Origin of the sequence: Halomonas sp. Bachu 37, from assembly GCF_039691755.1 — a bacterium.
Classification (GTDB): domain Bacteria; phylum Pseudomonadota; class Gammaproteobacteria; order Pseudomonadales; family Halomonadaceae; genus Vreelandella; species Vreelandella kashgarensis.
Map to the genome: position 1 here is coordinate 457,502 of NZ_CP137552.1, position 12,716 is coordinate 470,217.

At 57.1% G+C, this 12,716-nt stretch carries 9 protein-coding genes and 1 tRNA gene; 7 read left to right on the forward strand and 3 right to left on the reverse strand.

What is annotated here, in order from left to right; genetic code table 11:
* The first annotated feature begins 162 nt into the window (after positions 1-162).
* The 6 genes from R5M92_RS01995 to R5M92_RS02020 all read left to right on the forward strand — a co-directional run bounded on the left by R5M92_RS01995 (position 163) and on the right by R5M92_RS02020 (position 4,029).
* Positions 163-1,104, forward strand: coding sequence for an ABC transporter ATP-binding protein (locus tag R5M92_RS01995; RefSeq protein ID WP_346797451.1), 942 nt, complete (start codon positions 163-165; stop codon positions 1,102-1,104).
* Positions 1,101-1,874, forward strand: a complete 774-nt coding sequence (locus R5M92_RS02000; protein WP_346797453.1) for an ABC transporter permease — start codon at positions 1,101-1,103, stop codon at positions 1,872-1,874. The genes R5M92_RS01995 and R5M92_RS02000 overlap by 4 nt, the downstream gene beginning before the upstream one ends.
* Positions 1,874-2,722, forward strand: a complete 849-nt coding sequence (gene queF / locus R5M92_RS02005; RefSeq protein ID WP_346797454.1) for an NADPH-dependent 7-cyano-7-deazaguanine reductase QueF — start codon at positions 1,874-1,876, stop codon at positions 2,720-2,722. The genes R5M92_RS02000 and queF overlap by 1 nt, the downstream gene beginning before the upstream one ends.
* A 43-nt stretch (positions 2,723-2,765) precedes the next feature.
* Entirely contained in the window at positions 2,766-3,326 is a 561-nt protein-coding gene (locus R5M92_RS02010; protein ID WP_346797456.1) for a nitroreductase family protein, read from the forward strand.
* A 2-nt stretch (positions 3,327-3,328) separates the two neighbouring features.
* Positions 3,329-3,844 (forward strand): YiiD C-terminal domain-containing protein, encoded by a 516-nt coding sequence (locus R5M92_RS02015; RefSeq protein WP_346797458.1) that lies wholly within the window; start codon positions 3,329-3,331, stop codon positions 3,842-3,844.
* Between the two features lie 97 nt (positions 3,845-3,941).
* A tRNA-Ser gene (locus tag R5M92_RS02020) sits at positions 3,942-4,029 on the forward strand.
* A gap of 246 nt (positions 4,030-4,275) precedes the next feature.
* On the opposite strand, the gene R5M92_RS02025 is transcribed toward R5M92_RS02020, so the two are convergent.
* Complete coding sequence (locus R5M92_RS02025; RefSeq protein WP_346797459.1) at positions 4,276-5,655, reverse strand: NCS2 family permease; 1,380 nt, start codon at positions 5,653-5,655, stop codon at positions 4,276-4,278.
* Between the two features lie 444 nt (positions 5,656-6,099).
* On the opposite strand from R5M92_RS02025, the gene R5M92_RS02030 reads away from it, so the two are divergent.
* Positions 6,100-7,116: a zinc-binding alcohol dehydrogenase family protein gene (locus R5M92_RS02030; protein ID WP_346797461.1), complete on the forward strand. Its 1,017-nt coding sequence runs from the start codon at positions 6,100-6,102 to the stop codon at positions 7,114-7,116.
* A 256-nt stretch (positions 7,117-7,372) separates the two neighbouring features.
* On the opposite strand, the gene R5M92_RS02035 is transcribed toward R5M92_RS02030, so the two are convergent.
* Positions 7,373-10,921, reverse strand: coding sequence for an EAL domain-containing protein (locus R5M92_RS02035; protein ID WP_346797462.1), 3,549 nt, complete (start codon positions 10,919-10,921; stop codon positions 7,373-7,375).
* Between the two features lie 156 nt (positions 10,922-11,077).
* Complete coding sequence (locus R5M92_RS02040) at positions 11,078-12,415, reverse strand: DUF2254 domain-containing protein (protein ID WP_346797464.1); 1,338 nt, start codon at positions 12,413-12,415, stop codon at positions 11,078-11,080.
* Positions 12,416-12,716 lie beyond the last annotated feature (301 nt).

Below are 12,716 nucleotides of genomic sequence, written 5' to 3' on the forward strand. Positions count from 1 at the left end.
GACTTCCGCTGCAGCTGATGCACCTGGAACTGTCGGGTATTTTGCGTTGGCATGTTTTTGCTTATGTACGCTTTGCTGATTTGGCTTGAAAAGCTTCGTGCCGCCCCGATATTCCCTTGCCTGCAGGCGAGTTTTTCTTCTTTTTGCTGACAGGACATGTTCATGGCCGAACCGGCACTGTCCATCCGTGGATTGACCAAGGTCTACGGAAATGGATTTCGCGCGCTCAAGGGTATTGATCTGGACGTCCAGCAAGGCGATTTCTTCGCCTTGCTGGGCCCCAACGGTGCCGGAAAGTCGACCACACTTGGTGTCGTTTGCTCACTGGTGCAGAAAACCGCCGGTCAAGTGACGATTTTCGGAATCGACATTGATAAGGACTTCGCCAAGGCCAAGTACCACCTCGGCGTGGTGCCTCAGGAGTTCAACTTCAATCAGTTCGAGAAGGTTCTCGATATCGTGCTGGCCCAGGCCGGCTATTACGGCATGACCAGTCGCGAGGCCTTGCCGCGTGCCGAGCAACTATTGAAGGATCTGGGGCTATGGGACAAGCGCAACGGTAGCGCCAGGATGCTCTCCGGCGGCATGAAGCGTCGCTTGATGATCGCACGGGCCCTGATGCATCGACCCAAACTGTTGATTCTCGACGAGCCCACCGCCGGGGTGGACATCGAGCTCCGGCGCAGCATGTGGGAGTACATGCGCCGCATCAATCGCGACGTAGGCACTACTATCATTCTCACCACCCATTACCTGGAAGAAGCCGAAAGCCTGTGCCGTAACATCGCGATCATCAATCACGGCGATATCGTCCGCAATACCAGCGTTCGTGACTTACTGGCGGAGCTGGATACCGAGACGTTCCTGCTTGACTTGGCTCATGGTGTGGAGGCACCACCCGAGATCGAAGGTTTCGAGGTGCGCCAGGTGGACCAGGCGCAGCTGTCGGTGGTGATTCATCGCGGCCAGCGATTGAACGATGTCTTCACCGCACTCAGCGAGCAGGGCATTCAGGTCGTGTCGATGCGTAATCGAGCCAATCGCCTGGAGGAAATGTTCGTTTCCATGGTGGAAGGTGGCCAGAACACGGAGGTGCGCTCATGAATGCCAGCCGAACCCTGATTGCGCTATGGACGCTGGTGTTGAAGGAGATCAAGCGATTTACCCGGATCTGGCCACAGACGCTGCTTCCGCCCTCTATCACGATGACCATGTATTTCATCATCTTCGGTAACCTGATCGGCTCGCGAATCGGCGAAATGGATGGGTTTACCTACATGGACTTCATCGTCCCCGGGTTGATCATGATGGCGGTGATTACCAACAGCTACTCCAACGTGGCGTCGTCGTTCTTCTCCAACAAGTTTCAGCGTTCGATAGAAGAGATGATGGTGTCACCTATGCCGAACTGGGTGATCCTGAGCGGCTTCGTGCTGGGCGGCATGGCCCGTGGGCTGGGTGTGGGGCTGATCGTCACACTGGTTTCGCTGTTCTTTACCCGGTTGACGGTGGAGCATGGGCTGTTGACGATCCTGGTAGTGATTCTGACCTCGGCACTGTTTTCTGTTGGCGGTTTCATCAACGCGCTTCTGGCCAACAAGTTCGACGATATCTCTATCGTGCCCACATTCATCCTGACGCCTCTGACATACCTGGGCGGGGTGTTCTATTCGATTTCGATGTTGCCGGACTTCTGGCAGGGCGTGTCGATGCTCAATCCGATTCTGTACATGGTCAATGTCTTTCGTTACGGCTTCCTCGGGGTTTCGGATATCCCCGTGGGCTGGGCACTGGCCGCGATCGTCGCGTTTATCGTGGTGCTCTACGCAGCGGCACTTTGGATGCTTGAATATGGCAAGGGGATTCGCAGCTGATGAGCAACCAACTTGATTCCGGGCGTCCCGAGACACTGGCGCACGCTCCCTTGGGGAGAGACTCCGCCTATCCCGAACGCTACGATGCGGGGCTGCTTTATCCCATTCCGCGTGCCGCCAACCGCTTGCCGCTGGGGATCGAGGACGGTGCGCTGCCGTTCGTCGGTGAAGATGAGTGGCACGCCTTCGAGATGTCCTGGCTAAATGGACGGGGCAAGCCGGTGGTAGCGGTTGCACGCTTTCGCCTGCCGGCGTCATCGCCCTGTCTGATCGAGTCGAAATCGTGGAAGCTGTATCTCAACAGTTTCAACCAGACTCGCTTCAGTGACCGCGACATGGTGATCACCACTCTCGAAGCCGACCTGGCCGGTGCCGCCGGTGCACCTGTCTCCGTCGAGCTCCTCGATCTCGATGATGAGACGCTCACGCCGCAGCGCCTGCCGGGCGAGTGCCTGGACGAACTGGACATCGACGTGAGTGACTACACCCCTAGTATCGAACATTTGATAGTCGGCACTGAGGTGGTGGAGGAGACGCTATACTCTCACTTGCTGAAATCCAACTGCCCGGTAACCGGACAACCCGACTGGGGAAGCATACTGATCCGTTATCGCGGCCCCAAGCTCGACCGGGAAGCCCTGCTGCGCTATCTGATCGGCTATCGCCAGCACCAGGATTTTCATGAGCACTGTGTTGAACATATATTCTGTGATCTGATGGCGCGGGCCAAGCCCGAGCGGCTTCTGGTGCTGGCGCGTTACGTGCGCCGTGGCGGACTGGATATCAGCCCTTGGCGAGGCACTCCCGGCGAGCAGCCGCCCGCGCCGCTGCGGCTGGCGCGGCAATAGACGACTGGAACGCACTGCGACGACTTTAACTTCTGGAGGCAAGATGGATGCAATAACGCTGCTGCACGAACGCAGCTCCATGGGCAAGTTGATGGCACCAGCGCCATCGCCCGAGCAGATGGAAGCCATCTATCATGCAGCCTTGCGTGCGCCCGACCACAAGGAGCTTCGCCCCTGGCGTTTCGTCGAGTTTCAGGGTGAAGGATTGGAGCGCCTGGGTGAGCTGTTTGCCGAAGCGGAATTCCATGCCGACCCTCATGCCGAGGATGGCACGCTAGATGCGGCCCGCAAGAAACCGCTGCGAGCTCCCATGATCATAGCGGTAATCGCCAAGGTAACGCCGGATCTGCCTAAAGTGCCGAAGATGGAGCAAGTTATTTCCGCCGGCTGTGCCGCCCACGGCATTCTTCTGGCAGCCCATGCGCTGGGTCTGGGCGCCATGTGGCGAAGCGGTAAATATGCTTTCGATCCTACCGTGCGCAAAGGGCTGAGACTGGAAGAGGACGACGAGATCGTGGCATTCATCTATATCGGCGCTCTAGGCGGGCGGCATCGGCAGGTGCCGGTGCACAAGATTTCCGATTTCGTCGAGCGTTGGGATTAGTCATGACTGACACCACACGCCAGCCGGGAGAGCCGTACCCGCGCTTGCCGTTGCCTGCCTCCGGCAGTCGGGAAGACTTGTCCGCCTTCCACGCCTGGCTGGCTAACGCCATTCCCATGGTTACGAGCCTGGGTATCGAGAAGATGCAGCGTGAGGGCGACAGGCTGGAGTGGCAGCTGGCGCTGGCGCCGAACCTCAACGATAAGGGCACCGGTTTCGGGGGTGCACTGGCAGCGCAAACTACTCTGCAAGGCTGGTGCTGGGTGACGCTATGGTTGCGTGAACATGGGCTTGCCCGAGATGTCGTGGTGGCCCAGGCCTCGCAACGCTTTCTGGCACCGGTGAAGGGTGACTACCGCCTCGTATGCACACCCCGTCAGACCAATGGCACCGAGCAGCTGCATGAAAATCTTCAGCAGCGGGGCAAGGGTCGCATCCAGCTTGTCCATCAGTTGTATTGCGGCGAGTCCCTGTGCCTCGAAGCGGAGGGCGATTATGCCGTCCTGCCGGCCACCTGAGTGCGGCACGAAAAGGCTTGCCTTCCCGCGGCTTAGCCGTTAGGATATGCGCCGTTCTGTTGAGAAAGCCAAGCGCTCACCAGCAGAGCAAATTTGCGGAGGGGTGTCCGAGTGGTCGAAGGAGCACGCCTGGAAAGTGTGTAAGTCGAAAGGCTTCGAGGGTTCGAATCCCTCCCCCTCCGCCAAGAAATTTTGAAGGCCGTCGAGCTAAATGCTCGACGGCCTTCTTTGTTTTTGGCATCCACTATTTCATAAAGTGATTCATTTACTCCATAAATAAACCATTGATCGCCATGCCCCGGTCACGCGGGCCTGGCCCCGCCTCCATCCCGTAAGAGCATCCTCCACAGGCACAACGGCAGAGTTCCAGCATGGTCATTCTGGCAGCCTGTTTCAGGCGCTGCCAGATAACCAGTCAGAACGAAATTGCTCTAGTGAGTCGTCACCAGCATCACTATGCTGAGAGCAGCGGTGACCCACATGGCAGGCTTGATCTGCTCGATACTGCCGGTGAAAAGTTTGATCAGCACGAAGCTGAGAAAGCCAAAGGCAATACCCAGGGTGATCGAGTAGGTCAGCGGCATCAGGATGATCGCCAGAAAGGCCGGAAAGGCCTGGTCGAACTTCGTCCACTCAATCTTGCCGATCGGGGCAAGCATGAAGAGCCCCACCAGCACCAGCGCCGGTGCGGTGGCGATACTGGGCACCAGCGAGAGTAGCGGTGACAGGAACAGGAAGGGCAGAAACAGCAGGGCGATGGTCACCGCAACCAAGCCGGTTCGGCCGCCCTGGGCAACGCCAGCGCCGGATTCGATGAAGGTCTGGGCCGCACTGGTACCCAAGGGGGCAGCAATCATCGAGGCAAAGGCATCGACGGTCATCGAGCGCTTCAGGTTGCGGGGGTTGCCATCCTTGTCCTTGAGGTCGGCCGACTCGGAGAGGGCCATGAAGCACGAGAGAGCATCGAAGAAGTTGGTGAACAGCATCACGAAGATGAACGGCAGATAGGCGACCGTCAACGCTCCCCAGATGTCCACCTGCATCACCGCGCTGAAGTCGGGCCAGGCCGCCAGGCCGCTCCATTCCACCACCACGTCACCGCCCCACAGCCGACCCATGGGCGCTGCCAGCAGGGTGGTCAGGGCGATACCCAGGATCAGTGCCCCGTTGAAACGCAGGATGACCATAATCGCCGTCGCCATCATGCCGATGAAGAAGGTCACCATGCCGGCATCCATATTGCCCAGCGTGACCAGGGTGGCGTCGCTGCCAATGATGAAGCCGGCATTCTTGAAGCCGATGAAGGTGATGAACAGCCCGATGCCACAGGTGATCGCATAGCGCAGAGAGGGGGGAATGGCCTCGATGATCGCCTGGCGCACGTTGAACATGGCCAGAATGGCGAACAGCACCCCCGACCAGAAAACGCAGCCTAGCGCCACTTCCCAGGAAAGCCCCGCGCCCTGCACCAGGGTATAGGTGAACAGGGCGTTCATGCCCATGCCCGGGGCGACCAGGATAGGGTTGCGGGCGTAGAAGCCCATGGCCAGGCTGCTCATGAAACTGATCAGCACCGTGGCCGAGAGAGCGGCGGAGAAGGGGATGCCGGCATCGCTGAGAATCGCCGGGTTGACCACGATGATGTACATGGAGGCCAGGAAAGTGGCGATTCCGGCTAGGATTTCGGTGCGCAACGACGAGCCGCGGCGCGTCACGCCAAAATATTGGTCCAGCCAATTGGCAGGCCGGGCGATCTGCTCATCGGGTAGCGCAGTGTTCTTGTCGGCAAGGGAGGAGGAGTTCGGTTCCATATCGGTGATCCCATTGTTGTTGGAAGCAGGGTGGGAATTGAGTATCAAATGAGTATCAATCCAAGGGGCTTTTGTACTGACCATTTGGTCAACCAAGGGTGGACAGGCTAACCAACATCTGACCGTTTGGACAGGTGGTTATGACCATTGTCGTAAACGAAACCTTCGCAGGGACTGATAGCAGCAGGCTCACGCATCCGATAAGGGAAACATTCTCCATCAACTGCAGATCGGGGTTGCGATAGATGGACTGTTGAATCAGAATTTTCTTCAGCTTCAACCAGAGATCGTCACCGAGCATCAACCGGGCCTAGCAGACTCGCTGTTTGTCGGTTTGGGAACCTCAATCCTGCGGGACTGTTCTCATTCAGCAAATCCCCTCTCATGAAACGTCAACACCACCTGGGGGTTTCGAATTCCTTACTTATCTACATGGAGCGTGACATGAAAGCCATTGCTACCGCCGGTCGCCCCGAAGCAGCGCCTGAGCACGCCTTTCAGATTATCGAACGCGAAACACCACAGCCCGGCGAATGGGACCTGCTGGTACGTATAAAAGCGGTGTCGGTCAACCCTGTCGACACCAAGATCCGCCAGGGGGCTATCCTCCCCAACGATCAGCAGCATGTCTTGGGTTGGGACGTTGCCGGTCAAGTGGAAACCGTAGGCGACAAGGTGACCGGTTTTGCCAAGGGAGATCAGGTTTATTATTCCGGCGAGGTCGAGCGCCCCGGCTGTAACGCCCAATATCAGCTCGTCGATGCGCGGCTGGCCGCCAAGGCGCCGCAGAAGCTCAAGCCCGAAGAGGCGGCAGCCATGCCTCTGACGGCATTGACCGCCTGGGAAGCACTGTTCGACAAGCTGAAACTGTCTCAGGGCGACGATACGCATCGCGACGAGACCCTGCTGATCATCAATGGCGCCGGGGGCGTAGGTTCGATTGCCACCCAACTGGCACGCCAGTTGACCGGCATCAAGGTCATCGCCACCGCGTCACGTGAAGCCTCCATCGAGTGGTGCCGCACCATGGGGGCTCATGAGGTTGTCAATCATCACGACCTGATCGATACCATGCAGAGCGCCGGTTATCCGGAAGTCGACTACATCTTCAACTGCGCCGATATTGGCGATCATTGGGATAACATGAATGCGCTCATTCGACCGCTCGGCCATATCGTGGCGATAGCCGAGACGAAAAAGACGGTCGATCTCAACCAGCTGCAGGGCAAGGCTGTGACGTTCAGCTGGGAGTTCATGTTTGCTCGCTCGCTGCATGGCTACCATATCGAGCATCAGGGGCAGGCTCTGGAAAAAATGGCCGCGCACTTCGATGCCGGACACCTGAGCTCGACGCTGAGCGAGGTCATCGGCCCATTGACGCCTGAAAACCTCGGCCACGCACACCGCAAGCTTGAAGAAGGCCACGTCACCGGCAAGCTCGTGCTGACGGCAATGCCCTAACCCAGCCGACCTGTGGTGCATCATGTAGCCAGACGGCTTTTTTCACTTGACTACGGTTAACAGATCCACGACTGGGAAGTGGAATACAGGAGTTTCTTTTCAGGTAAGTACTTCTCAGGATATGAGGTATAGGGATTTACTTTCCGCCAAATATCTTGAAAACCACAAAGTGGGTTTTTTGTGTCTGTTTCGCTCAGTCGATGCTTTCTCGAGCCGTTCAGGAGTCGGTTGAGCGATTCGTTCCTTGAAGCATGCCTTAGGTTATCTGCTCTTGAGTCCTTCTACGCACGAACGTAGTGATGTCCTCTGCGGATAGCGGTTTGGCATACAGGTAACCCTGCCCCGCATTGCACGCCATGGCTCGCAATTGTGTTTCCTGGTCCACAGTTTTGACACCTTCTGCGAGTACATCGAGGCCGAGGCTGTGTCCCATGTGGATGATGGCCTGGGTGATGGCCAGGCTCTCACGGTCCTTGAGGAGGCCGGCGGTGAACGATTGGTCGATCTTGAGCCGGTGAAGCGGAATTTGTGTCAAGTAACTCAAGCTCGAGTAGCCGGTGCCGAAATCATCGATCGCAAGCTTGATGCCGAGGGCATGTAGTCGGTTCAGCTTGTCCTGCACGGTATGCATATCTTGCATGACGACGCTTTCCGTCACTTCCAGCTCAAGATATTCTGCGGCCAAGCCGGTGCGCTTCAGTACGGCTTCCACCATATCGACGAAATCGGGATGTTGAAACTGATAGGCCGAGACGTTGACGGCAATGGTGCCGATATCCAGACCATCTGCGGTCCAGCGTGTGTACTGTTCACAGGCTTGTTCGAGAATCCAGGAGCCGATTGCAACGATCTGCCCGCTTTCTTCCGCAATGGGTATGAACTTGCAGGGAGAGACCAGACCATGCTTCGGATGAAGCCATCGCACCAGGACTTCCATCCCTATGATGGTGCCATGCGTTAAGTCGAACTGTGGCTGGTATTCGAGAAATAGTTGATCGGACTCGATTGCTCGGCGGAGATCTCCTTCCAGCATCAAGTGTTCTATGGTTCTAGCATGCATGTCTGCCGCGTAGCATTGATAGCGGCTGCACCCCCGTTCCTTTGCTACATGCATGGCAGCATCGGCGTTACGCATCAGCGTTTCGACATCCTGGCCATCGGCCGGGTAACAGGCAATGCCGATACTGCCGCTCAGTACCACTTCGCTATCGTCTATGTGGAAGGGAGGCGCGAAAGAGGCCAGAATCTTTTGGGCGATTTGCTGAGCTTCATGATAGTCGTGTAGCTCCGGCAGTATCATCAGAAACTCATCCCCGCCCTGACGACTAACGGTGTCCATGACGCGGGCGGAAACACGCAGCCGCTTGGCGATTTCTTTCAGGACTTGATCTCCGAAGGCACGGCCATGGATATCGTTGACGTTCTTGAAGCGGTCCACATTCAGGAACAGCACCGCCAGGTGTCGACCATGGCGCTGGGCATCCGCAAGCGCCATGCTCAGGCGGTCGGTGAGTAGAAAGCGGTTCGGCAGGCTGGTCAGCGTGTCGTGATGGGCCACGTACGTGAGCCGGTCATCGGCCAGCCGTCGTTCGATTGCCGTACTCAGTGTATTGGCGATGCTCTGCAGGAAGCCAGTATCGTCGGTGGAGAACTGTCGCGTCTCCTGGGAATAGGCTCCAAGGATGCCCAGCGGCCCCTCGATTCCCTGAATCACGACATTGATTCCGCTGACGATTTGGTGATGAATCAGCAAAGGAGAGGTCGAAAAGCGCGTCTCGTCATGGAGGTTGGCGATGATCACCGGTTCCATGGAGTCGAGGGCGTAGTCGATCTGCGAGAATGAATGGTTGCCACGATGAATCTTTCTGCCGATCCACGCCGGGGACCAGCCGACACCGGCAGCGAAAGTACAGGTCTTGTCAGGCTCATCGCATAGCAGCACCTTGGTGTAGCTCACGCCCAGTCCATCGGCCATGATGGTGGCCGCCTCCTGGGAGAGCTTATCGATGTCGGTTGTTACTAGCGCCAAACGTCCGAACTCGGCCACCAAAACCTGCTGGTGGGCACGGGTCATCAGGATGCGCTCGGTGTGCTTGAGTTCGTGGATATCGGTACAGGTTCCGAACCATTTGACGATCTGGCCACTGCTGTCCCGTAATGGCAAGGCGCGACCGAGCATCCAGCGATAGTTGCCATCGGCGCGGCGCAGCCGGTACTCGATCTCGTATAGCTCGCCCGAGGCCGTCGCTTGCTCCCAGCGCGTGACTGCCCGCGCCCGGTCTTCGGGATGAAAGGCCGGATTCCAGCCGTGTCCCAGGCTCTCTTCCAGTGTCAGGCCGGTAAAATCAAACCAGTGCTGATTATATAGCAGGTGCCAGCCGTCGGGTCGGGTAACCCAGATGATCTGGGGCATCGTCTCGATCAGGGTGCGGAACTCGGCTTCGCTGTCGCGAAGCGCCGCCTCGGCACGAAGTCGGTCGGTGATGTCATGGGCAAGAACCAAATGGGCCGGCTGCCCCTCGTAATTCATGATATGAGAGTGAATCTCGACGTCGAGATGCCGTCCGTCACGAGTGACATGCCGCCAGAGCTCTTCCTTGTCTATCGACTCTGCTTGGTCTGATAACTCCGTTTGTTTTGACAATAGCGCTACACCAGCGAGCAGACGAGGTATGTCCTCGGCGGGGCGAATATCCTTGATGGTCATCCGCATGAAGTCGTCTCGGCTGTAACCATATTGACGAACCGCGGCAGCGTTGACCTCCAGGAAGGCCAACGTATCCAGGCTGAACACCCACATCGGATGAGGATTGGCTTCGAACAATTCCCGATGAAGGGCCTCGCTTGCACGTAGCTGGGTCGCACGCTCATCGAGAAGTTGGCGGATTTCGGTTATCTCGCGAATGGGAGCATGAGAAGAACGGAGGGCAGGGTCCGCCAGGGCCGCCATGTGCCGGCTCAGGCGGCGTGCCGCATAGTGGCCACCCAGGACTCCGCCCAAGGTAGCCGTGGCAATCAGTAGCGCCAGACTTATCGCAAGCTTCAGTCGCGGATCGGTAAGGGCCGACCGAGGAACCGACAGCGTGACCTGCCAGGGAGAGAACGCCGAAGAGACTTGAAACTGCTCGGTCGCTTCCTCATGTTCAACGCCCTCATCGTTGGGTAGGCCGCGTTGGGCGAGCCGCTCGCCATGGCTATCCGTCAAGGCTAGAGTCCATCCGGCGGGCAAGACCAGCGAGTCGAGTCGTTGCTGAAGTTGCGACGCCTCTAGGGTGGCGATCACAAGGTGGGTGACTCGGTTCTCGCGAATGCCGGGCACCACAATGGCAGCCAGCGTTTCATTGGCGACAGGCCCCATGAAACTGTCGCCGATAGCGGGTTGCCCCGTCTCCAATGCCTTGGGAGCAGCGGCCTCGCCGCTTGGCCGGGGAAGTGGCGGCAGCTCGCTGCCATAAGGCGCCCGGGTATTGAAGCGCATCCTCATCGGATCGCCCAGGTCGGAAAAAGCCACGTGGCTTCCGAAACTGGCCCGAAAGGCCTGCGCTTCGGCGTAGAGCTGCGGCCAGCGTTCTTGCGTATCCGCTAGGGGGGAGGCTGCCAGTACCGAAAGTGCCCGAATCCTCGAATCCAGGTAGTGATCGATGGCTCTGGTGGTGTTATGGGAAAGCTGCTGCGCTTCTTCGCGTATTTCCTGGCCGCGGGCGTGGACGCTGTCGAAAGCCCACCAGACGGAAAGCACTACCAAGGGAAGGACACATAACCAGATCAGGCCGGTGAGGTAGTTCGCTAGCGGGCGTTGCGTCATGGTGGCGTAGCATTAGTCGAGGGTGAGTCTGATGAACTGCCATGCGAGGCCGACAAGCGAGTAACCGTTGTCGCATTTCTGTAAGCAATTGTCGAGACCGACATCGAGTCGCATGCAAAACTAGATGGCCGACCATGCCCCACGATGGTGGCGGCGTTAGCTTGCCGAAGCGAACGGTAGCGATTGCGGCAAGGCCAGCCGGTGCTCCCCGCTATTCAATCGCGTTGCGATGAATTGCCGGTCCAGTAAATCAATATTGAGCTCGGAAAGGGCGGTGATGACACGGTCGGCATGCGCCTGGATCACTTCAAGATGCTCATCTTGGGCGAATAACGAAAGGGTCTTCAATGCCTTGAGTAAAGAGAGACAGATACTCACATCCTTGCGCCCATACAGCAGGATCGGAGTGAAAAGTTTATATAAGAGACTATCGAAGCGCTCCTCTGTCCACGTCACCCGAACCCGGCCCTGCGCATCGGTCAAAGTATTGCAAGGCTGAAACGACATGCGCTGGCATAACAGTTCGGTGATTTGATGGAGGCACAGGCGAGCGGTACCGGGATCATGAATGCCCGGCGATAACGCCTTGATGGCAACTTCCATCAACTGAGTCAAACCGTTTATGTACAAGCTCTTGACCGATTCTCCTTCTGCATATTCAAGTTGTGACAGAACCGATTGGCTCCAGGCCTCGCTGGGGTGCTGGCTGGCTTCGATCTTGAACAAGGGAAACGCCTCTACCGTATAATCGCCGAAGGAAAAATTCAGGTGTATCGTGACGTCGATTTTTTCGGCGAGTTTGGCGAGCTCCTCGAGATTGGCACTTTGGATATAACCGCTTCGGACGGAATAGACCCAGTGGTACGGCTTTTCGGCAACGGCAAGCGAGGCAAGGTATTGCCAATTTTCTGTCTTCTGCCGAGCCTTGAGGCGCTCCATGGAGGTCTGCGTGGAATGGTGCAACTCCTTGGTTACGGCATTGATCTGAACGGATTGCGAGGCGTTGTGAATAAAGTACACAAACAGGGCCAGACAGCTGATGACCATGCCGGCGCCGAGATAGACAGCGAGTGATCGCCAGAGATCTGGTGTTTTACCTTCGGTGGGTACCATCAACAGAATAAGGATAAAGAGAATTGTTCCCAGATAATGACCGAGAACCTGCTGATGGCGGCGTTCGTTCACCAGGCTGAATACCAATTTCAGCGAGAAATTATTGCCTGCCTGGGACAGAACCGACATCACCATCGAGAAGCTGAAGACGACCAGCGAAATCATCCCGCCAATCAGAGTGGCCAGCAGTGTGCGGGCGGTATCTGGATTATCGAAATTGAGGGGCTCGAGAAAATCGGGTAAATGAGATTCGCCCACCGGCACCAGAACAAAAAATAGACCTACAAGCAGATAAAACAAAGTGATGAGACTTGTCAGATAGGCAATGCTTTGACGGAAATCTCTCACGACCTTGATGGGCCATGCTAACAAGGCGGACATCGGCATATCCTGGCAATTGCAGTAAATGGCATTTATGCCTTGTTTAGTTTGGCCGTGCAATGCGAGACCTTGTCTGACACACCGTGTCGGTAATCACTTACACGGTTTCTTATCTCATGTTACGTACAGGCTGGCACCGAGCTGTCACTCTACACTCACTGAGCAGGAGGCTCGGCAGGGAAGAAAGAGTCAGGACGACTCCCCAGGGAAGTGCAGGCAGGATGCATGCGTTGGATACAAGGATGCAGGGATTCAGCCCGGTCACATGACCGGGCTTTTTTCTGCTGGAAATTTAGTAATT

Bases quoted from the DNA above. Each gene is read 5' to 3' on its own strand.
- R5M92_RS02030 (WP_346797461.1), top strand. From the start codon at position 6,100: ATGAAAGCCATTGCTACCGCCGGTCGCCCCGAAGCAGCGCCTGAGCAC.
- R5M92_RS02010 (WP_346797456.1), top strand. From the start codon at position 2,766: ATGGATGCAATAACGCTGCTGCACGAACGCAGCTCCATGGGCAAGTTG.
- R5M92_RS02000 (WP_346797453.1), top strand. From the start codon at position 1,101: ATGAATGCCAGCCGAACCCTGATTGCGCTATGGACGCTGGTGTTGAAG.
- R5M92_RS02015 (WP_346797458.1), top strand. From the start codon at position 3,329: ATGACTGACACCACACGCCAGCCGGGAGAGCCGTACCCGCGCTTGCCG.
- R5M92_RS01995 (WP_346797451.1), top strand. From the start codon at position 163: ATGGCCGAACCGGCACTGTCCATCCGTGGATTGACCAAGGTCTACGGA.
- R5M92_RS02025 (WP_346797459.1), bottom strand. From the start codon at position 5,655: ATGGAACCGAACTCCTCCTCCCTTGCCGACAAGAACACTGCGCTACCC.
- R5M92_RS02035 (WP_346797462.1), bottom strand. From the start codon at position 10,921: ATGACGCAACGCCCGCTAGCGAACTACCTCACCGGCCTGATCTGGTTA.
- queF (WP_346797454.1), top strand. From the start codon at position 1,874: ATGAGCAACCAACTTGATTCCGGGCGTCCCGAGACACTGGCGCACGCT.
- R5M92_RS02040 (WP_346797464.1), bottom strand. From the start codon at position 12,415: ATGTCCGCCTTGTTAGCATGGCCCATCAAGGTCGTGAGAGATTTCCGT.